The organism is Rhodanobacter denitrificans, assembly GCF_000230695.2.
GTDB lineage: Bacteria > Pseudomonadota > Gammaproteobacteria > Xanthomonadales > Rhodanobacteraceae > Rhodanobacter > Rhodanobacter denitrificans.
The window spans coordinates 3,093,851-3,112,621 of the sequence record NC_020541.1 but is presented as its reverse complement, the minus strand read 5'-3'; the positions used below and the strand labels follow the sequence as shown (position 1 = coordinate 3,112,621).

At 70.6% G+C, this 18,771-nt stretch carries 20 protein-coding genes; 18 read left to right on the top strand and 2 right to left on the bottom strand.

The genetic code is table 11. From position 1 onward, the window contains the following. Nucleotides 1–85: 85 nt before the first annotated feature. From flhF to R2APBS1_RS14450, 10 genes are all read left to right on the top strand, one after another. Nucleotides 86–1,339: a flagellar biosynthesis GTPase FlhF gene (gene flhF / locus R2APBS1_RS14495; RefSeq protein WP_015448496.1), complete on the top strand. Its 1,254-nt coding sequence runs from the start codon at nucleotides 86–88 to the stop codon at nucleotides 1,337–1,339. Continuing rightward, nucleotides 1,336–2,292: a nucleotide-binding protein gene (locus tag R2APBS1_RS14490; RefSeq protein WP_015448495.1), complete on the top strand. Its 957-nt coding sequence runs from the start codon at nucleotides 1,336–1,338 to the stop codon at nucleotides 2,290–2,292. Before flhF ends, R2APBS1_RS14490 begins: the two co-directional genes overlap by 4 nt. Beyond that, nucleotides 2,289–3,017 carry an RNA polymerase sigma factor FliA gene (locus R2APBS1_RS14485; protein WP_007506956.1) on the top strand — a complete coding sequence of 243 codons (729 nt, stop codon included), beginning with the start codon at nucleotides 2,289–2,291 and terminating at the stop codon, nucleotides 3,015–3,017. The genes R2APBS1_RS14490 and R2APBS1_RS14485 overlap by 4 nt, the downstream gene beginning before the upstream one ends. 62 nt (nucleotides 3,018–3,079) lie before the next feature. Beyond that, entirely contained in the window at nucleotides 3,080–3,487 is a 408-nt protein-coding gene (gene cheY, locus R2APBS1_RS14480; RefSeq protein ID WP_007506954.1) for a chemotaxis response regulator CheY, read from the top strand. Next, entirely contained in the window at nucleotides 3,484–4,125 is a 642-nt protein-coding gene (locus R2APBS1_RS14475) for a protein phosphatase CheZ (protein ID WP_007506953.1), read from the top strand. Before cheY ends, R2APBS1_RS14475 begins: the two co-directional genes overlap by 4 nt. A 13-nt stretch (nucleotides 4,126–4,138) precedes the next feature. Beyond that, on the top strand, nucleotides 4,139–6,013 hold the full coding sequence (locus tag R2APBS1_RS14470) for a chemotaxis protein CheA (RefSeq protein WP_015448493.1): 1,875 nt from the start codon (nucleotides 4,139–4,141) through the stop codon (nucleotides 6,011–6,013). Between the two features lie 5 nt (nucleotides 6,014–6,018). Beyond that, entirely contained in the window at nucleotides 6,019–6,759 is a 741-nt protein-coding gene (locus tag R2APBS1_RS14465) for a flagellar motor protein (protein ID WP_007506948.1), read from the top strand. Beyond that, nucleotides 6,756–7,763: a flagellar motor protein MotD gene (gene motD / locus R2APBS1_RS14460; protein ID WP_015448492.1), complete on the top strand. Its 1,008-nt coding sequence runs from the start codon at nucleotides 6,756–6,758 to the stop codon at nucleotides 7,761–7,763. The genes R2APBS1_RS14465 and motD overlap by 4 nt, the downstream gene beginning before the upstream one ends. Before the next feature lie 37 nt (nucleotides 7,764–7,800). Then, entirely contained in the window at nucleotides 7,801–8,280 is a 480-nt protein-coding gene (locus R2APBS1_RS14455) for a chemotaxis protein CheW (RefSeq protein ID WP_015448491.1), read from the top strand. After that, a complete protein-coding gene (locus tag R2APBS1_RS14450) occupies nucleotides 8,270–8,623 on the top strand; it encodes a DUF2802 domain-containing protein (RefSeq protein ID WP_015448490.1) in 354 nt (117 codons plus the stop codon). The genes R2APBS1_RS14455 and R2APBS1_RS14450 overlap by 11 nt, the downstream gene beginning before the upstream one ends. Nucleotides 8,624–8,659: 36 nt before the next feature. Here the strand turns inward: R2APBS1_RS14450 and R2APBS1_RS14445 are convergent, their stop codons facing one another. Beyond that, nucleotides 8,660–8,914: a hypothetical protein gene (locus R2APBS1_RS14445; protein WP_007506934.1), complete on the bottom strand. Its 255-nt coding sequence runs from the start codon at nucleotides 8,912–8,914 to the stop codon at nucleotides 8,660–8,662. Then, entirely contained in the window at nucleotides 8,911–10,053 is a 1,143-nt protein-coding gene (fliK, locus tag R2APBS1_RS14440) for a flagellar hook-length control protein FliK (RefSeq protein ID WP_007506929.1), read from the bottom strand. Before fliK ends, R2APBS1_RS14445 begins: the two co-directional genes overlap by 4 nt. 122 nt (nucleotides 10,054–10,175) lie before the next feature. Here fliK and R2APBS1_RS14435 point away from each other — a divergent pair, with 122 nt between their 5' ends. The 8 genes from R2APBS1_RS14435 (at nucleotide 10,176) to cheD (ending at nucleotide 18,747) form a co-directional block, all read left to right on the top strand. Continuing rightward, nucleotides 10,176–10,577, top strand: a complete 402-nt coding sequence (locus R2APBS1_RS14435) for an STAS domain-containing protein (protein ID WP_231378403.1) — start codon at nucleotides 10,176–10,178, stop codon at nucleotides 10,575–10,577. 13 nt (nucleotides 10,578–10,590) lie between these two features. Then, nucleotides 10,591–10,953, top strand: coding sequence for a response regulator (locus R2APBS1_RS14430; protein ID WP_015448487.1), 363 nt, complete (start codon nucleotides 10,591–10,593; stop codon nucleotides 10,951–10,953). A 10-nt stretch (nucleotides 10,954–10,963) separates the two neighbouring features. Then, nucleotides 10,964–12,955 carry a chemotaxis protein CheA gene (locus R2APBS1_RS14425; protein ID WP_015448486.1) on the top strand — a complete coding sequence of 664 codons (1,992 nt, stop codon included), beginning with the start codon at nucleotides 10,964–10,966 and terminating at the stop codon, nucleotides 12,953–12,955. Between the two features lie 151 nt (nucleotides 12,956–13,106). Then, complete coding sequence (locus tag R2APBS1_RS14420) at nucleotides 13,107–14,828, top strand: methyl-accepting chemotaxis protein (RefSeq protein ID WP_015448485.1); 1,722 nt, start codon at nucleotides 13,107–13,109, stop codon at nucleotides 14,826–14,828. Between the two features lie 138 nt (nucleotides 14,829–14,966). Continuing rightward, nucleotides 14,967–15,473, top strand: coding sequence for a chemotaxis protein CheW (locus R2APBS1_RS14415; protein WP_015448484.1), 507 nt, complete (start codon nucleotides 14,967–14,969; stop codon nucleotides 15,471–15,473). An 18-nt stretch (nucleotides 15,474–15,491) separates the two neighbouring features. Beyond that, nucleotides 15,492–17,213, top strand: coding sequence for a methyl-accepting chemotaxis protein (locus R2APBS1_RS14410; protein ID WP_015448483.1), 1,722 nt, complete (start codon nucleotides 15,492–15,494; stop codon nucleotides 17,211–17,213). Nucleotides 17,214–17,215: 2 nt separating this feature from the next. Next, nucleotides 17,216–18,100 carry a CheR family methyltransferase gene (locus R2APBS1_RS14405; RefSeq protein WP_015448482.1) on the top strand — a complete coding sequence of 295 codons (885 nt, stop codon included), beginning with the start codon at nucleotides 17,216–17,218 and terminating at the stop codon, nucleotides 18,098–18,100. Continuing rightward, on the top strand, nucleotides 18,097–18,747 hold the full coding sequence (gene cheD / locus R2APBS1_RS14400; RefSeq protein ID WP_015448481.1) for a chemoreceptor glutamine deamidase CheD: 651 nt from the start codon (nucleotides 18,097–18,099) through the stop codon (nucleotides 18,745–18,747). The genes R2APBS1_RS14405 and cheD overlap by 4 nt, the downstream gene beginning before the upstream one ends. The last annotated feature ends 24 nt before the right edge of the window (nucleotides 18,748–18,771 follow it).

The following is an 18,771-nucleotide window of genomic DNA, read 5'->3' as shown; positions in this document are numbered from 1 at the left end:
CGATGGTCAGGCAACGCGCAACCGGAACTTCCACTCGGCGGCTCTCCCGCCGCGTCGTCCGCGTGATGCAGCGGAGCAATCGGACATGAAGATCAAACGTTTCGTGGCGCCGGACATGCGCCAGGCGATGCGCGAAGTGCGCGAAGAGCAGGGACCGGAAGCGGTGATCCTGTCCACCCGCCGGCTGGATGAAGGCATCGAGCTGGTGGCCGCGATCGACTACGACGAGTCGCTGGTGCGCGAGGCGGTCCGGCACGGTGCGCCGCTCGCGGCCGCACCGTCCCAGGCGACGATCGCCGAACCTCAGCCCGAGCCGGCCGCGGCGACCGCGCCGCCGCCGCGCCCGCGCGTGGCCGTCGTACCGCCGCCGGCGAACGAGATGCCGGCGATGCGCCCGCTGGTGGAACGCGCCGCACAGGACACCGCGCAGCTGCGCAGCGAACTGGGCAGCCTGCGCGAGATGCTGGAGATGCAGCTGTCCAGCCTGGCCTGGAACGACATGGAGCGGCGCCAGCCGCTGCGCGCGCGGATCCTGCGCGAGATGACCCGGCTGGGCATCGAAGCCGACGTGGCGCGCGCCCTGGTGGCCGAGCTGCCCGAGCCGATCAACGCCGAGCAGGCGCGCTACCTGCCGCTGGGCATGCTCAGCCGCAGCCTGCTGGTGAGCGGCCGCGACCTGTCCGGCGACGACAGTGGCGTGGTCGCGCTGGTCGGGCCGACCGGCGTGGGCAAGACCACCACCATCGCCAAGCTGGCGGCCCGCGCGGTGATGCGCCACGGTGCCGACCAGGTGGCGCTGGTCAGCACCGACCACTACCGCATCGGCGCCGCCGCGCAACTGGAGCACTACGGCCGGCTGCTCGGCGCGCGGGTCTACCCGGCCTACGACGCGGCGAGCCTGCGCAAGGTGCTGGAGATGCTGCGCGGCAGCCATACCGTGCTGATCGATACCGCCGGCGTCGCCGGTAGCGACCCGCGGCTCAACCAGCAACTGGAGATCCTCGCCGACGCCAGCGGCCTGCGCGCCTGCCTGGTGCTGGCGGCGAACGCGCAATCGCAGTCGCTGGACGAAGCGGTGCGCGCCTACCTGCCGCTGCAGCCGCAGGCCTGCATCCTGACCAAGCTGGACGAGGCGCCGGCATTGGGCGGCGCGCTGTCGGTGCTGATCCGCCACCGGCTGCCGCTGGACTACGTCACCGACGGCCAGCGCGTGCCCGAGGACATCGCCGCGGCGGACGCACGCGTGCTGGTGTGCCGCGCCGCGCAGTCGCTGAAAAGCCCGCCGCCCGACGACGGCCTGATGGCCGAGCGCTTCGGCTTCGCGGTGGCTGGCGCATGAGCGGGGTACTGGCGATGGACCAGGCTTCCGGGCTGACGCAGATGCTGTCGGCGATGACCCGCCGGCCCGCCGCGGAGGCGCCGCCCGCGCACCACCAGGCCAGCAGCCTGCTGGCCGCCGCACCCGCCGCGCGCCGGCACTGCCGCACCATCGCGGTGGCCGGCGGCAAGGGCGGCGTCGGCAAGAGCACGGTGGCGGTGAACCTGGGCATGGCGCTGTCGGTGGCCGGGCGCGACGTGGTGCTGCTGGATGCCGACATGGGCCTGGCCAATGTCGACGTGATGCTGGGCCTCGCGCCGTCGCGCCACATCGGCCACCTGCTCGACGGCGAGTGCACGCTGGACGAATTGATGCTGAGCGCACCGCGTGGCCTGCGCGTGGTGCCGGCCGGCTCCGGCGCGCGCCGGCTGGCGCAGCTCTCCAGCGGCGAGCACGCGGCGATCATCCGCGCCTTCGACGAACTGGCGCAGCCGCCCGAATACCTGCTGGTGGACACCGCTGCCGGCCTGTCGGACAACGTGACGATGTTCGCCGCCGCCGCCGCCGAGGTGATCGTGGTGGTGTGCGACGAGCCGGCGTCGCTGACCGACGCCTACGGCCTGACCAAGGTGCTCAGCCGCGATTTCGGCGTGCGCCGCATCCGCATGGTCGCCAACATGGTGCGCAACGAGGGCGACGCGCGCGCGCTGCACCAGAAGCTGGCGCGGGTCAGCGACCGTTTCCTCGACGTGGTGATCGAGTTCGGCGGCTGGGTGCCGCACGACGAGCGCCTGCGCCAGGCCATTCGCCGGCAGTGCGCGGTGGTCGACCTGTGGCCGTCCAGCCATGCCGCGCTGGCATTCAAGCAATTGGCCGGTGCGGCCGATAAGTGGGTGGAGCCCGAGCGCGCGGGTCTCGACCGGATTGCTTTTTTTGCTGGCCGGACAACACCGGTGGGTGGGGTGCCGAGATGAGTGTGGCTTCGGAATATCTGCAACTCTCCCGCGAGAGTGCCGACGAACTGGTGCGTCGGCACGCGCCGCTGGTGCGGAGGATCGCCTATCACCTGATGGGGCGGTTGCCGGCCAGCGTCGATGTGGGCGACCTGATCCAGGCGGGAATGATCGGTTTGCTGGAGGCGGCGCGCCATTTTGCCCACGACAAGGGGGCCAGCTTCGAGACGTATGCGGGCATCCGCATCCGTGGCGCGATGCTGGACGAGTTGCGCAAGACCGACTGGACCCCGCGCTCGGTGCACCGCAAGACCCGCGAGGTGGCCGAGACGATCCGCCAGATCGAGACCGAGACCGGCGCGGAGGCCGACGATGCCGAGGTGATCCGCCGGCTCGGCATCAGCGCGGAGGAGTACCACCAGGTGCTCGCCGATGCGGCCTGCGTACGCCTGCTCAGCCTCACCGCCTCGGACGACGGCGAGGAGGGCACGGTGCTCGACGTGGCCGACGAAGGCAGCCTGGGGCCGTCGGAGAACATCGAGCGCGACGGCATGCGCGAGGCGCTGGCCGAGGCGATCGGCGGCCTGCCCGAGCGCGAGCAGCTGGTGATGTCGCTGTACTACGAGCAGGAATTGAACCTCAAGGAAATCGGCGCCGTGCTCGGCGTGAGCGAGTCGCGCGTGTGCCAGATCCATGGCCAGGCGGTGATCCGGCTGCGCGCACGACTTGCCGGCTGGCGCAGTTGATCCAGTAACCCATTGAATCCCCGCGGCCGGACCTCGGCCTGTACCGCACGTGGAGAAAGCGTTTGGACAAGAACATGAAAATCCTGGTGGTGGACGATTTTTCCACCATGCGCCGGATCGTCCGCAACCTGCTGGTCGAGCTGGGTTTCAGCAACCCGCTGATCCAGGAGGCCGACGATGGCGAGAGCGCGCTGGCGCTGCTGCGCAGCCAGCCGTTCGACCTGGTGGTGACCGACTGGAACATGCCGAACATGACCGGCATCGACCTGCTGCGCGCGATCCGCGCCGAGGAGGCGCTGAAGGGCCTGCCGGTGCTGATGGTCACCGCGGAGAACAACCGCGACCAGATCATCGCCGCCGCGCAGGCCGGCGTGAACGGCTACATCGTCAAGCCGTTCACCGCGGTCACGCTCAAGGAAAAACTCACCAAGATCTTCGAACGGATCGCCGCCAGCGGAGTCAGCGCATGAACGTTTCTTCCCCCCTCGCCATCGACGAGACGCTGCCGCCCGAACTGCGCGATCTGCTGAACAGCCCCGACGGCCAGGCGTTCGAGCAGGCGCTGGACGTGATGGTGCGCCAGCGCGAGCAGCGCCTGTTCCGCGCGCTCGGCCAGCTGGCCCGCGACCTGCACGATGCGGTGCGCCGGCTCGGCGGCGAACTGACCCAGGAAGGCGTGCCCGGCATCGTGGCCGACGCGCGCCAGCACCTGCAGGACGCGCTGGAGATGAGCGCGCAGGCGGCGCATCGCAGCCTCGACTTCGCCGAACGCATGCGGCCGCAGGCCGAGTCGCTGACGCGCAATGCCGGCCAGGTGCTGGAGTGGACCAACGGCAACGACGCCGCCGCGGTGCTGGCGCGCGAGGCGGTGGCGTTCGCCGGCAGCTGCCGCGACGGCCTCGCCGACATGGTGCTGGCGCAGTCGTGGCAGGACCTGACCGGGCAGCGCATCAAGAAGGTGGCCAGCTTCATCGGCACGGTCGAGTCGTCGCTGCTGGAACTGGTGCGCCTGACCGGTGCGCTGGCCGGCAGCGAGGCGCCGGCCAAGGCGGCCAAGGTCTCCAGCCAGGAAGATGCCGACCGCCTGCTCAGCGAATTCGGGTTTTGACGAGCCGCCGGTCATGAATGCGGAATTCGACAGCGAGCTGCGCCAGGATTTCCTGGTCGAGGCCGGCGAACTGCTGCAGCGGCTGGGCGAGCAGCTGGTCGGGCTGGAAGCGGCGCCGGGCGACGGCGAGCTGCTGAATGCGGTGTTCCGCGCCTTCCACACCGTCAAGGGCGGCGCCGGCTTTCTCGCGCTCGAGCCGATGGTGGTGCTGTGCCATCACGCCGAGGACCTGCTCAACGAGGCCCGCAACGGCAAGGTGGTGCTCGGCGCCGTCCACATGGATGCGCTGCTCGAGGCGCTCGACCTGCTCAACGACATGATGGCTGCGGTGAGCACCGAGGCGCCGCTGGACATGCCGCCGCCGGCGTTGCTGCAATCGCTGCTGCCGGGAGCCCGGCCGGCTCCGGTCGTGGCGCCAGCGGCCACGCCGGCGCCGTCGGCGGACGGCGGCGCGATCGACGACAGCGAGTTCGAGGCGCTGCTGGACAGCATGTACGGCAGCGCTGCGCCGGGTACCGTCGCGCCGGCCGCGTTGCCGGTCGCGCCGGCCGCGTCCGCGACGATCGACGACGACGAGTTCGAGGCGTTGCTGGACGCCTTGCACGGCAAGGCCGGGCAGCCGGCCGCGGCAGCCGCGATGGCGCCGGCGGCGGTGGCCGAAATGGTTGCGCCGAAACCCGCCGCGGCCACGGCGGCGCATCATGCGGCGCCGGCGGAAAACAGCGTGCGGGTCGACACCGCGCGGCTGGACCTCTTGGTCAACCACGCCGGCGAACTGGTGCTGGTGCGCAACCGCCTGCTCAGCCTGGCCGCGCGCCACGGCAGCGAGGTGCTGGCCGCCGCGGCCGGCGAGCTGGACCGGGTCACCGACGAATTGCAGAACGCCGTGATGGGCATGCGCATGCAGCCGGTCGGCCGGCTGTTCCAGCGCTTCCCGCGGATCGTGCGCGACCTGGCGCGCCAGCTCGGCAAGGACGTGGAACTGGTGCTGGAAGGCGAGGGCACCGACCTCGACCGCAGCCTGGTCGAGGCGCTGGCCGATCCGCTGATCCACCTGCTGCGCAACGCGCTCGACCACGGCGTGGAGCAGCCGGCCGAGCGCGAACGGGCAGGCAAGCCGCGCAAGGGGCGCGTGTGCCTGTCGGCCAGCCAGCGCGGCGAGCGTATCGTGATCGCGGTGCGCGACGACGGTCGCGGCATGGATCCGGCGATCCTGCGCCGCAAGGCGGTGGAGAAGGGCGTGATCGACGCTGCGCAGGCCTCGCGGCTGAGCGAGGCCGAGTGCTACGAGCTGATCTTCCGTCCGGGCTTCAGCACCGCCGCGGCGGTCTCCGACATCTCCGGCCGCGGTGTCGGCATGGACGTGGTGAAGACCCGCGTGGCCGAACTCGGCGGCACCTTGCAGGTGCGCTCGCAGCTGGGCCACGGCAGCGAACTGGAACTGACCGTGCCGCTGACCCTGGCGGTGCTGCGCGTGCTGATGGTGCGCGTGGGCACGCGCCTGTTCGCCTTGCCGATGGGCAACGTGGAGGAGGTGTTCGAACTCGATGCGGACCAGGACTGCCTGCTGGACGGGCGCCTGGTGGCCCGTCACCGCGGTCGCGCGCTGCCGCTGCTCGACCTGGCCGGCTGGGCCGCCGCGATGGTGGCGGCGGGGCGGCACGTGGTGGTGCTGCACATCGGCCACCAGCGCCTCGGCTGCCTGGTGCACGAGGTACTCGGCCGCGAGGACGTCATCGTCAAGCCGCTGGGGCCGCTGTTCGACGGCGTGCCGGGCATCGCCGGGGCCACCGTCACCGGCGACGGCCGGCTGGCGCTGGTGATGGACCTGGCCGGCCTGGCCGGCGATGCCGGGCAACTTTCCACTTCACCGCAACTGACCGGCTGATCGGCATGGATCTGGTAAGCATCATCGGCACCATTCTGGCCTTCGTGGTCATCATCGTGGGCACCATCCTCAAGGGTTCCACCGTGGGCGCGCTGTGGAATCCCGCGGCGTTCGTGATCGTCTTCGCCGGCACGGCCGCCGCCCTGCTGGTGCAGAACCAGGGCAAGGTGCTCAAGCAAGCGTTCAAGATGCTCTCGATGGTCTACCGGCCGCCCCGGCACCAGCCGGGCGACCTGATCAGCCGCATCGTCGGCTGGAGCGAGATCTCGCGGCGGCAGGGCCTGCTCGGGCTGGAGCCGCAGATCGAGGCGGAGCCCGACCCGTTCGTCAGCAAGGGGCTGCAGCTCTTGGTCGACGGCGGCGAGCCGGAGGCGATCCGCAGCGTGCTGGAGGTGGACCTGGAAACGCGCGAGGCGATCGACCTGGCCGGCGCCAAGGTGTACGAAATGGCCGGCATCTACTCGCCCACGCTGGGCATCATCGGCGCGGTGATGGGCCTGATGGCGGTGATGCAGAACCTGGCCGACCCGAGCAAGCTCGGCCACGGCATCGCCGCGGCCTTCGTGGCCACCATCTACGGCGTGGCGCTGGCCAACCTGTTCATGCTGCCGATGGCAGCGCGGCTGAAGGGCCTGATCAGCAAGCAGACGCAGATGCGCGAGATCCTGATCGAGGGTCTGGTGTCGATCGCGCAGGGCGACAACCCGCGGCAGATCGAGGCGCGCCTGCAAGGTTACGTGGCATGAGAAGGCACAAGCACGAGGAACACGTCAATCACGAGGCCTGGGCGATCCCCTACGCCGACCTGATGACCCTGCTGCTCGCGTTCTTCGTGGTGATGTATGCGGTGTCGGTGGTCAACGAAGGCAAGTTCCGGGTGATGTCCGAGTCGCTGATCGAGGCGTTCAACGGCTCCAGCCACGCGATCGCGCCGCTGCCGCCGACGCGGATCCGGCCGCACAACGTCGCGCCGGCGATCGCCGCGCCGGCCGGGCAGTCGGGTTCGTCGATCGTGCCGATCGCGGTGCCGATCCCGCCGCATCCGGTGCCCGCCAGCGGCGGCAGCGGGCGCGAGGCGGGCCACCAGTCGAAGCCGCAGGAAACCCTGGGGCGCATCGAGGACCAGGTGCGCAAGGCGCTGCAGCCCCTGATCGACCGCAAGCTGGTGGTGGTCCGGCACAAGCCCGACTGGCTGGAAATCGAGATCCGCACCGACATCCTGTTTCCCAGCGGCGTGGCGCAACTGTCGGAGCCGGCCACGGCGGTGCTGCGCGACCTGGCGGCGATCCTGGCCCGCTTCGGCAACCCGCTGCGGGTGGAGGGCTTTACCGACGACAAGCCGATCAGCAACACGCTGTACCCGTCGAACTGGGAACTGTCGGCGGCGCGCGCGGCGCGCGTGGCGCGGCTGTTTTCCACCAACGGGATCGCCCCGGCGCGGCTGGGCATCATCGGCTGGGGCGAGACGCGCCCGATCGCCGACAACGCCACCGAGGAAGGCCGCAACCAGAACCGGCGGGTGCTGGTGGTGGTGATGAGCGACCACCCGACCGCGCCGCGCGACCACGCCACCCCGGAAAGCGTCGGCGGGATCGCCGGCCTGGCGGCGGCGCCGCCGCCGGCGGTCGATATACTGCCGACTGTGCGCGCCGTCGGCGGCGGCGCGTCCGGCCAGCCGTTGCCGGACAGCGACGCCGCGGTGTTGCCGCATGCCGCCGGCGCCGCGCGTCAGGCCGGTTCGAGCCAATGAATCCGATGCATGTCGTCACCGGCCATGGAGTAGTCGCATGAATGCCGCCGTCCCCGCGTCCGCGACACACACCCGCCACTGGCTGTCGTTCCGCATCGGCACGCAGCTGTATGCGGCGCCGCTGGACGATGTCAGCGAAGTCATCCGCGACGGCGACCTGACCCCGGTGCCGGGCGCCGCGCCGGACCTGCTCGGCGTGCGCCACCTGCGCGGGCGCATCGTGCCGGTGATGGACGGCCGCCGTCGGCTGGGCCTGGCGGAGGCGCCGGCGGCGAACCCGGTCATGGTGCGGGTGGTGATGTTGTCGCAGGCGGGCCAGCGCGTCGGCCTGCGCGTGGATGCGGTCGGCGAACTGCTGTGCAGCGACGGCATCGAAATCGCACCGCCGCCGCCGGGGCGCGCCAGCCGCGACGACGATCCGGTCAGCGGCGTGCTGGCCTGGCAGGGCGGGTTCGTGGCCCTGCTCGACGTGCGCCGGCTGTGCCGGGCCGAGGACGGGGGCGGCCATGTGGCTTGAACTTGGCGTGGGCGTCCTGCTGGCGCTGGCGCTGGTGCAGTCGCTGCTGCTGTTCCACGGCTGGCGCCAGCTGCGCGAACTGCAGCGGCGTGTCGGCGCGCTGTCGCGCGAGGCGGGCTATGCCTGTACCGACGTGCCGACCTCGATGCTGGTGACCGCGCTGGGGCGGCTGGAGCGTCAGCTCGGCCGGATCGAGCAGCAACCGCCGCCGCTGCGGCAATCCTACGAACTGGCCCAGCGGCTGGCGCGCGAAGGCGCCGACCTCGACCAACTGGTCAGTCGCTGCGGCCTGTCGCGCGACGAGGCGAGGCTGGTGCTGCAGATGCACCCGGCCAACTCCTGAAAGCGCTGCGTCGCCGGCCGGCGTGAGCCGCGCGGGTCATTCTTCCGCCGCGTCGTAGACGGCCGCCAGCACCGAGGCGGCGGCCGCGTAGAGCAGCACCGGCACGTCGTCGCGCAGGCGCAGCGAGGCCAGCAGGGCGGCGATCTGCGGATCGTGATGCAGCGGCAGGCCCAGCACCTGCGCGCGGGCCAGCAGCGTTTCCAGCGCCTCCGGCGGCATCGGCTTGATCTCGGCGTGGTTGCCGCCAGCCAGCCGCAGGCTGACCCGGCGCGGGGGCAGCGAGGCATTCATGCGGTGGCCTGCAGCAGCACGGCGCTGTGCCGGCCCGGCGGTTGCGGCAGGCCGACCTGGCAGCTCAGCTGGTCGAGCAGCACGCCGCAGGCGGCCAGCCGCTGGCGCAGCGGGCCGAACTGGCGCTCCATGCGTTGCGCGGTCTGTGCCCGCTCGGCCCACAGGCGCACCGTCAGCCGCGGCTCGCGCAGTTGCAGTTCGCCCTGCAGCGGGCCCAGTGCGGGCAGGTCCAGCGCGAAACCGAGCGTCCAGCCGTGACTGCCGTCGACGGGATCGGCGCTGAACTCCAGCTGCAGCTGCAGCACGTCGCGCCCGCCCTCGCCCTGCAGCGGAATCTCGATCATCCATGCCGGCAGCGGGCTCGTGCCGGCTTCCAGCTGGGCCACCTCGACCCGTGCCAGGGCTGCCTTGACGTCGCCGTGCAGGCGATCCAGCAGCGGGTCCACGCCATCGTCGGCCGGTACCAGCGGCAGCGGCACGCGCGGTTGCGCCTGCATGCCACGCTGCAGCATCGGTGGTGCGGCATCGCTGCGGTTGGCCGGCGCCGGCGCCGGCGCGCGCCGGTCGAGCAGCCCGGCCAGGCGCAGCAGCGCGCCCTTCCAGTCGTCCTCGGCCAGCGCCGCCAGGTTGCCGTGCGGGCTGGCCAGGCGGGATTCGAAGAACAGGCCGCTGCGGCTGACGGCCTCGCGCAGGCCTTCGCCGCGGGTGATTTCGGCGGGCGTGCGCAGCGATTGTTCGAGCAGGGCCAGCGCTGCGCGCAGGTCCGGCGGCAACTGGCGCAATACCGGCCGCTGCGCCAGCGTGCCCAGCGTGGCCAGCAGCGGTGCATAGCCGTTCTGCTGCGGCAGGCGTTCGCGCAGCACGCGCTGGAAGGTTGGATCGGCGGGAGGCGACAGTACCTCCAGTTGCGGCTGCGCACCCAGGCTCAGCACGCGGACCTGGAACTGCGCCGGCAACTGGCTGCCGGGCAGTTCCGTCTCCACCGCGAGCGCGCCGACCTGCAGCACCAGCAGCCCCTGCGGGTTCAGCCCCAGCGGCCGCGCCGACAGCACCGTGCCGATGCGCCAGCTTTGCGCGCTGGTGCCGGAAGCGGCACCGGCCCAGGTGAGGGCGGCCAGGCTGGTCGGTTGGATGATCAAGTCGGTTCCTGCACGCGGGCCGGTGGGGGCGATCGGGTTCGTCCAGCAGGACATCGGCCGCGCGCGGGGGAACTTGAGCCGCGTTCGATGCCGGGGCACGGCCGGCGATCCCTAAAGCGATCGTGGCGACGGCCGATAAGCAACTCGTCAGCGCCAACGAGCGCGCGTGGAGTGGCGGCATGGCCGGCAAACGGGCGGTGAAGCAGCAACAGGACGAGCGGCAGGCGGCGCCGGACGGTGCGGCCGCGGTGGTGCTTCCGGCTGACTGCCGCATCGCCGCCCAGGCCGCGCTGAAGACGCAGCTGCTGGGTGCGCTGGAGCATGGCGCCAGCGTGGTGCTGGATGCCAGCCAGGTGGAGCGTGTCGATACGGCGGCGCTGCAGCTGCTGGTGCTGTTGCGGCGTGAGCTGCAGGCACGCGGCGGCGCGCTGGACTGGCGCGGCGCGAGCGAGGCGTTCAACGAGGCGGCTGGCCTGCTCGGCCTGGCGCGGATTCTGGAACTGCCGGCCGCAGGGCCGGCCTGAACGAGGTGGCAGCATGGCAAAGATTCTTGCGGTAGACGATTCGGTCTCGATGCGCGGCATGGTGGCGTTCACCCTGCGCGGCGCCGGGCACGAGGTGGCCGAGGCCGAGAACGGGCAACTGGCGCTGGACGTGGCGCGCGGCAGCGCGTTCGACCTGGTGCTGGCCGACGTCAACATGCCGGTGATGGACGGCATCGCCATGGTGCGCGAGCTGCGCACGATGGACGCCTACAAGGGCGTGCCGATCCTGATGCTGACCACCGAGTCGCACACCGAGAAGAAGATGGAAGGCAAGGCGGCCGGCGCCACCGGCTGGCTGGTCAAGCCGTTCGACCCGGAGCAGCTGCTGGCCACCGTCAAGCGCGTGCTGGGCTGAAGGAAGATCCATGGGCGCCGTCGACCTGACTCAATTCCACAAGACCTTCTTCGAGGAAAGCCTGGAAGGGCTGGACGCGATGGAGACGGCGTTGCTGGCGCTGGATTCGGGTTCGACCGACCACGAGCTGGTACACACGATCTTCCGCGCGGCACATTCGATCAAGGGCGGCGCGGCGACCTTCGGTTTCGCCGACGTCGCCGCGTTCACCCACGTGGCCGAATCGCTGCTGGAGGAAGTGCGCAGCGAGCGCCGCGCGGTGGATGCGGAGCTGATCGACCTGCTGCTGCGCTCGGTCGACTGCCTGCGCGCCATGCTGGCGCGCTCGGGCAGCGACCAGCCGGCGGCCGACGCCGGCAGCGAGGCGCTGCGCGGCGAACTGGTGCGGCTGGTCAGCGGCGAGCTGGCGACGGCGCCCGCCGCGGCCGCGCCGAAGGCCGCATCGGCGAACGGCTGGGACATCCGTTTCGTCGCGCTGCCGCACCTGCTGCAGACCGGCAACGATCCGTTGCGGCTGTTCCGCGAGCTTGGGCAACTGGGCCGGCTGGAAGTGCGGCGGGCCTTCGTGCTCGACAGTGCGCCGGCGCGACTGGCCGAGCTCGATCCCGGCCATTGCCATCTCGGCTGGGAGCTGCGCCTGCACGGCGCGGTGGCGCGCGGCGACGTCGACGCCGTGTTCGACTGGCTCGACGGCGACTGCGAGCTGGCCATCGCGGCGCTGGCCGCGGAATCGTCGGCCGCGGCGGCACTGGCGGCGGTTGCCGCTCCCGCAGCAGCGCCCGCGCCCGCCGCGCCGCCGGCACGCGAAGCCACCACCGCCGGCGAAGGCAGTTCGATCCGCGTCGGCATCGACAAGGTCGATGCGCTGATCGACATGATGGGCGAGCTGGTGATCACCCAGTCGATGCTCAGCGACATCGGCGAGAACTTCCAGCCCTCGCAACTGGAGCGCCTGCGCGAAGGCCTGCTGCAGCTCGAACGCAACACCCGCGAGCTGCAGGAGAGCGTGATGCGCATCCGCATGCTGCCGATCGGCTCGGTGTTCAACCGCTTCCCGCGGCTGGTGCGCGACCTGGAGCGCAAGCTCGGCAAGCAGGTCCGGCTGGAGCTGCACGGCGAGCACACCGAGCTGGACAAGACGGTGCTGGAGAAGATCGGCGACCCGCTGGTGCACCTGGTGCGCAACGCGATCGACCACGGCCTGGAGTTGCCGGCGCAGCGCAAGGCCGCCGGCAAGCCGGAGACCGGCACGCTCAAGCTCAACGCCTATCACGAAGGCGGCAACATCGTGGTGCAGATCAGCGACGACGGCGCTGGGCTGAATCGCGCCGCCATCGTGGCCAAGGCGCAGCAGCGCGGGCTGCTCGGCGCCGGCCAGGAACCCAGCGACACCGAGGTGGCCGAGCTGATCTTCCAGCCGGGCTTCTCCACCGCCGCGCAGGCCACCGACCTGTCCGGCCGCGGTGTCGGCATGGACGTCGTGCGGCGCAACGTGCGCGACCTCGGTGGCAGCGTCGGCGTGAAGAGCGAGGCGGGCAAGGGCAGCGTGTTCACCATCGCGCTGCCGCTGACCCTGGCCATCATCGACGGGCTGGTGACCGCGGTGGGCCACGAGCGCTACATCGTGCCGCTGACCTCGATCGTCGAGTCGCAGCGACTCGGCGCCGAGGCGGTGCGGCGGATCGCCGGCGGCGGCGAGGTGTTCCAGTTCCGCGGCGAGTACCTGCCGCTGATGCGGCTGCACCGCGCCTTCGACTGCGCCGACGCGATCACCGAGGTCGAGCGCGGCATCGTGGTGGTGATCGAGGACGACAGCCGCCGCGTGGGCCTGCTGGTGGACGACCTGCTCGGCCAGCAGCAGGCGGTGATCAAGTCGTTGGAGAAGCACTACCAGCGGGTGCAGGGCGTGTCCGGCGCGACCATCCTCAGCGACGGCTCGGTCGCGCTGATCGTCGATGTGGGCGGCGTGGTGCGGCTGGGGCGGCGCAGCAAGGCCGCCTGAGACACGCAGTTGCCGTGGCCGCGGCCACGGCGTGAAGCAATGCGCGAACGGAGCGGGCGCTTCCGCTGGCGAAGGTTCCGGCGTCTTTGCGCGCCACCCCGCATGGCCGTCGTGGCTGGCGGGCTTCTTTTACGAGGTTGAGGTTTGCGACATGTTGTCCGGAATACGCGGGTTCTTTGATCGGCTCAGCCTGAATGCGCGGCTGGTCATGGTGGTGTCGGTGGTCGTGCTGGGGCTGTTCGGCCTGACCGTGATGAACGCGTTGCAGAGCCGCGCCAGCCAGATGGAAGGGCTCGAACGCCTGCTGCGCAGCGAGATCGAATCGGCGGTTTCGGTGGCCAGCAGCTTCCACCAGCGCGCGGCCAGGGGCGAGTTCGGCGAGGCCGAGGCGCAGAAGCGGGCCCTGGCGCAGATCCGCGACATGCAGTGGGACAAGGGCGCCGGCTACGTGTTCGCGTTCGATGACAACTACGTGCTGACCGAGCACCCGGTGATGCTGGACAAACTGGGTACCAGTGTGCGCGAGATGACCGACCAGAACGGCAAGCCGATCTTCCAGGCGATGCACGACATCGACATGAAGGACGGCCGCGGCGTGACCTACTACGACTGGCTCAAGCCCAGCACCCGCAAGGTGGTGGGCAAGCTCACCTACACCGAGCGCTTCCAGCCGTGGGGCATGCATTTCGGCGCCGGCGCCTATTTCGACGACATCGACGCGCAGTTCCGCCACACGCTGATGGTGAACCTGACCCGGGCCGGCCTGCTGGGCCTGCTGGTGATCGCCCTGGTGTGGGTGTCGCTGCGCAGCATCCGCCGCAGCATCGGCGGCGAGCCGGGTTTTGCGGTGGCCATGGCCACGCGCATCGCCAACGGCGATCTCGGCCGGGACGACGGCGGCAAGGCCTTCGCCGTGGGCAGTCTGCTGGCCGAGCTGGTGCGCATGCGCGACAAGCTGACCGGCATCGTGGGCGAAGTGCAGCACGGTTCGCAGGCGGTGAGCTGCGCGGCGCAGCAGATCGCCAAGGGCAACGACGACCTGAGCCAGCGCACGCAGGAACAGGCGTCGAGCCTGGAGGAAACCGCCGCCTCGATGGAGCAGATGACCTCCACCGTGAAGCAGAACGCGGAGAACGCCGGCTACGCCAACCAGCTCGCCAGCGGTGCGCGCGAGCAAGCCGAGCGCGGCGGCGAAGTGGCGGCGCAGGCGGTGGCAGCGATGAGCGAGATCAACGCCTCCAGCCGCAAGATCGCCGACATCGTGGGGCTGATCGACGAGATCGCGTTCCAGACCAGCCTGTTGTCGCTGAACGCGGCGGTGGAGGCGGCGCGCGCCGGCGAGCAGGGCCGTGGTTTCGCGGTGGTGGCCAGCGAGGTGCGCAGCCTGTCGCAGCGCAGTGCGGCGGCGGCGAAGGAGATCAAGGGCCTGATCAAGGAAAGCGTGGAACGGGTGCACGCCGGCAGCGTGCTGGTGGACCAGTCCGGCGCGGCGCTGGCAGGCATCGTGGACAGCGTGAAGAAGGTCACCGACATCGTGGCGGAGATCGCCGCGGCCAGCCAGGAACAGTCCGTCGGCATCGACCAGGTGAACCGCGCGGTGATGCAGATGGACGAGGTGACCCAGCAGAACGCGGCGCTGGTGGAAGAGGCGGCGGCGGCGGCGCGGGCGATGCAGGAGCAGGCCGACGAACTGCGGCGGCAGGTGGCGTTCTTCCGGCTGGACGGACACGCGGCCGTGCCGGCAGCCGCGCCTGCCGCACCCGCTGGGCCGAGCGCGCGCGTGCTGCCGATGCCGCCGCGAGCGGCGCGACCGGCGCGGCATGCCGGGCCGGTCGCCGCCGTCGCGGCGGCCGACGGCTGGAGCGAGTTCTGAGCGGTGGCTTCCGCGTCGTCGCGGTGACGTGGCGGCGCGGGCGGCGGGCTGCGGCGGCGTGCTCAAGTCCTCTCTGGCGGGGCCGATACAACATCGAGGCCGGGCGCCCGCAGGCGCCCATCACGAGGTAGACGATCCATGTACGAAGACAACGCGGCCACGGCCCCCACCGTCCAGCAGTTGACGTTCAACCTGGCGGGCGAGGAATACGGCGTGGACATCCTGTCGGTGCGCGAGATCCGCGGCTGGTCGCGGGTCACCCGCATCCCGCAGACCCCCGACTACGTGCTGGGCGTGCTGAACCTGCGCGGCGCGATCGTGCCGGTGATGGACCTGCGCCTGCGCTTCGGCCTGGCACGCGAAAGCTACGGCGACAGCACGGTGGTGATCATCGTGGCGGTCGCCGAGCGGTTGTTCGGCATCGTGGTGGATGCGGTGTCCGACGTGGTCGACATCGAGCCGGCGGCGATCAAGCCGGTGCCTGACATGGGCGCGATCGTCGACACGCGCTACCTGAAGGGCCTGGCCACCCACGTCGAGCGCATGGTGATGCTGCTGGACGTGGAGAAGCTGATGCGTCCGGAAGACGTTGAAACGCTGGACGCCGCGCTGACCGGCGTCCGGGATGTCGAAGTTGCCGCCTGATCCGATCCGGGAATCACGATGAACATCAAGAAATTCATGGCACGTTTCACCAAGTTGCCGACGCTGTCCGTCAAGGCGCGCCTGATCGGCGTGTTCGCGCTGCTCGGGCTGATGCTCGCGGCCGGCGCGGCGGTCGGCCTCGGCATGATGTCCTGGCAGAACGAGGGCATGCGGCGCAGCTACGAAGAGGCGATGGTGCCGGCCCAGCTGATCGGCAGCCTGCGCGTCAAGTCGCTGACCGACTTCATCGTGCTCGGCGAAGCGGCCGGGGCGATCGGCAAACCCGACCAGATGAAGCAGAAGGTCGCCGAGTCCGAGCGCCTGCAGAAGGAGATCGCCGAGGTCAACAAGCAGCTGTCGACGATGCCGATGAGCGCGGACATCGCCGCGAAGTACAAGGCCTACCGCGCCACCGATGCGGACTACCTGAGCGGTCTCAAGGACATCTACGACGCGCTGGCGCAAAACGACGAAGGCACCGGCGACCTGCTGGAAATGCAGGTGCGCCCTGAGCTGATGCTGCGCGTGGACACCATCAACAAGCTGATGCAGGCGCAGAGCGACGAGGTGAAGCAGATCTATCAGGCGCAGGTCAGCCGCTACAAGCTGGTGCGCAACCTGGTGCTGTTCGCGCTGATTGGCGGCCTGCTGTTCGCGCTGCTGGTGTCGACCCTGCTGGTGCGCTCGATCAGCGGCACGCTGACGCATCTGGTCAAGGTGGCGCATGCCATCGCCGAAGGCCGGCTGGGCCATGTCATCAAGGTCAAGCGGCAGGACGAGCTGGGCCGGTTGCTGGACGCCTTCCGCAGCATGGACGAGCGCCTCGGCGCGATCGTGGGCGAGGTGCGCCACGGCTCCGATGCGGTGTCGAGCGCGGCGCAGCAGATCGCGCGCGGCAACGACGACCTCAGCCAGCGCACGCAGGAGCAGGCTTCCAGCCTGGAAGAGACCGCCTCGTCGATGGAGCAGATGACCTCCACCGTGAAGCAGAACGCGGAGAACGCCAGCCACGCCAACCAGCTGGCCCGCGGCGCCCGTGAGCAGGCCGAGCGTGGCGGCGAGGTGGCGGGCAGGGCGATTGCCGCGATGGGCGAGATCGACGCCTCCAGCCGCAAGATCGGCGACATCGTGGGGCTGATCCAGGAGATCGCGTTCCAGACCAACCTGCTGGCGCTGAACGCCGCGGTGGAAGCGGCGCGCGCCGGCGAGCAGGGCCGTGGTTTCGCGGTCGTGGCCAGCGAGGTGCGCAGCCTGGCGCAGCGCAGCGCCGGCGCGGCGAAGGAGATCAAGGGCCTGATCGCCGAGAGCGAGGAGAAGGTGCGTTGCGGCTCGGAGCTGGTCAACCAGTCCGGCAAGGCGCTGGCCGAGATCGTCGAGAGCGTGAAGAAGGTCACCGACATCGTGGCCGAGATCGCTGCGGCCAGCCAGGAGCAGTCGGCCGGCATCGACCAGGTCAACAACGCCGTGATGCAGATGGACGAGATGACCCAGCAGAACGCCGCGCTGGTGGAAGAGGCTTCGGCCGCCGCCCGCGCCATGCAGGAGCAGGCCGGCGACCTGTCCAACCAGGTGGGCTTCTTCCGCCTGGCCGATGATGGCGCGGCGTCGCCGGCGGCACCGCCGGAGCGCGCGAAGGACGTGGCCCGCGCCACCGAGGCGGTGTTCGCCGCGGTACGCAAGGCGCCGCCGCGCGCCGTTGCCGCCGAGACGGCGGATGCCGGCGTCTGGAAGGAGTTCTGAACGTGCGCGCCGCTGCCGGCATGGTTCAAGGCGATGCCGTGCCGGCGGACGGCGGCGGGGTGGCGCTCGGCGATGCCGAGTTCCGCTTCCTGCGCGACTTCGTCTATGAGCATTGCGGCATCGCGCTGGGCGAACACAAGCGCCAGCTGGTGCAGGGACGCCTGGCGCGGCGGCTGCGTGCGCTGGGCCTGCGCCACTTCGGCGCGTACTGCGAGCTGTTGCGGCACGACCCGCAGAGCGAGCTGGACAACCTCGCCAGCGTGATCAGCACCAACGTCACCTCCTTCTTCCGCGAACAGCACCATTACGACCTGCTGGTCGACGAACTGCTGCCGCAGTGGCTGCAGCAGAAGCGCCGCAGCGGCGACCGTCTAAGGATCTGGTCGGCCGGCTGTTCCACCGGCGAGGAGCCGTATGCGCTGGCGATGGTGCTGGCCGAGGCGCTGGAGCGGCACGGCGCGGCGGGCATCGACGCGAAGATCCTCGCCACCGACCTGTCGCCGCAGGCGCTGGAAACCGCGCGCAACGGCGTGTATCCGCTGGAACGGCTGGCCGGCATCAGCGACGAGCGCCGGTGCCGCTGGATGCTGCGCGGCGCCGGCGAGTACGAAGGCTTCGCCTGCGTGCATCCGCGCCTGCGCGAACTGGTGACCGTGCAGCCGTTGAACCTGCTGCACGAGTGGCCCATGCGCGGTCCGTTCGACGCGATCTTCTGCCGCAACGTGGTGATCTACTTCGACCAGCCGACCAAGCAACGCCTGTTCCGCCGCTACGCCGCGCTGCTGCCGGCCGGCGGCCACCTGTTCCTCGGCCACTCCGAGTCGCTGCACGGCATCAACGACGATTTCGAGCTGATCGGCCGCACCGTCTACCGGAAGCTCGGATGACGCCGGTAGTGACGGCCGAGCGCCGTACCACCACGCTGCCCGAGGCCATGCCCGGCTTCGAGCACTTGCGCCGGTTCTGGGACCCGGCCCAGGGCCGCATGGTGGTGAGGGTGCTGCCGGGCGAGTTCTACGTGAGCGGCAGCGACGAGCTGGTCAGCACCGTGCTCGGTTCGTGCGTGTCGGCCTGCATCCACGATGCGGAGCGCGGCGTCGGCGGCATGAACCACTTCATGCTGCCCGAGCCGATGGGCGAGCGCGACAGCTGGTCGTCGGCCATCGGGCGCGCCGCGCGCTACGGCAGCGACGCGATGGAGCAGCTGATCAACGCGATCCTGAAGGCGGGCGGCCAGCGCGCGAACCTGCGCGTCAAGGTGTTCGGCGGCGGCCGCGTGCTGGCCCAGTTGAGCGACGTGGGCCAACGCAACATCGACTTCGTGCATCGCTACATCGAGGCCGAGCGGCTGCAGTTGGCGGCCGAGGACCTGGGCGACGTCTACCCGCGCCAGGTGCAGTTCTTCCCGCACAGCGGGCGGGTCCGCGTGCGCCAGCTGCGCCGCAGCGACGACGTGGCGCTGGTGGCCGACGAGCGCGGCTACCTCAAGCGTTTGGCAAACGATCCGATAAAGGGTGAGGTCGAGCTGTTCTAGCGTCGCGGTTCCGGCGTGGCAATC

Excerpts from the sequence above, each read along its gene's own strand:
- flhF (WP_015448496.1), top strand. The coding sequence starts at position 86 with ATGAAGATCAAACGTTTCGTGGCGCCGGACATGCGCCAGGCGATGCGC.
- R2APBS1_RS14490 (WP_015448495.1), top strand. The coding sequence starts at position 1,336 with ATGAGCGGGGTACTGGCGATGGACCAGGCTTCCGGGCTGACGCAGATG.
- R2APBS1_RS14485 (WP_007506956.1), top strand. The coding sequence starts at position 2,289 with ATGAGTGTGGCTTCGGAATATCTGCAACTCTCCCGCGAGAGTGCCGAC.
- R2APBS1_RS14475 (WP_007506953.1), top strand. The coding sequence starts at position 3,484 with ATGAACGTTTCTTCCCCCCTCGCCATCGACGAGACGCTGCCGCCCGAA.
- R2APBS1_RS14470 (WP_015448493.1), top strand. The coding sequence starts at position 4,139 with ATGAATGCGGAATTCGACAGCGAGCTGCGCCAGGATTTCCTGGTCGAG.
- R2APBS1_RS14465 (WP_007506948.1), top strand. The coding sequence starts at position 6,019 with ATGGATCTGGTAAGCATCATCGGCACCATTCTGGCCTTCGTGGTCATC.
- motD (WP_015448492.1), top strand. The coding sequence starts at position 6,756 with ATGAGAAGGCACAAGCACGAGGAACACGTCAATCACGAGGCCTGGGCG.
- R2APBS1_RS14455 (WP_015448491.1), top strand. The coding sequence starts at position 7,801 with ATGAATGCCGCCGTCCCCGCGTCCGCGACACACACCCGCCACTGGCTG.
- R2APBS1_RS14450 (WP_015448490.1), top strand. The coding sequence starts at position 8,270 with ATGTGGCTTGAACTTGGCGTGGGCGTCCTGCTGGCGCTGGCGCTGGTG.
- R2APBS1_RS14445 (WP_007506934.1), bottom strand. The coding sequence starts at position 8,914 with ATGAATGCCTCGCTGCCCCCGCGCCGGGTCAGCCTGCGGCTGGCTGGC.
- R2APBS1_RS14430 (WP_015448487.1), top strand. The coding sequence starts at position 10,591 with ATGGCAAAGATTCTTGCGGTAGACGATTCGGTCTCGATGCGCGGCATG.
- R2APBS1_RS14425 (WP_015448486.1), top strand. The coding sequence starts at position 10,964 with ATGGGCGCCGTCGACCTGACTCAATTCCACAAGACCTTCTTCGAGGAA.
- R2APBS1_RS14420 (WP_015448485.1), top strand. The coding sequence starts at position 13,107 with ATGTTGTCCGGAATACGCGGGTTCTTTGATCGGCTCAGCCTGAATGCG.
- R2APBS1_RS14415 (WP_015448484.1), top strand. The coding sequence starts at position 14,967 with ATGTACGAAGACAACGCGGCCACGGCCCCCACCGTCCAGCAGTTGACG.
- R2APBS1_RS14410 (WP_015448483.1), top strand. The coding sequence starts at position 15,492 with ATGAACATCAAGAAATTCATGGCACGTTTCACCAAGTTGCCGACGCTG.
- cheD (WP_015448481.1), top strand. The coding sequence starts at position 18,097 with ATGACGCCGGTAGTGACGGCCGAGCGCCGTACCACCACGCTGCCCGAG.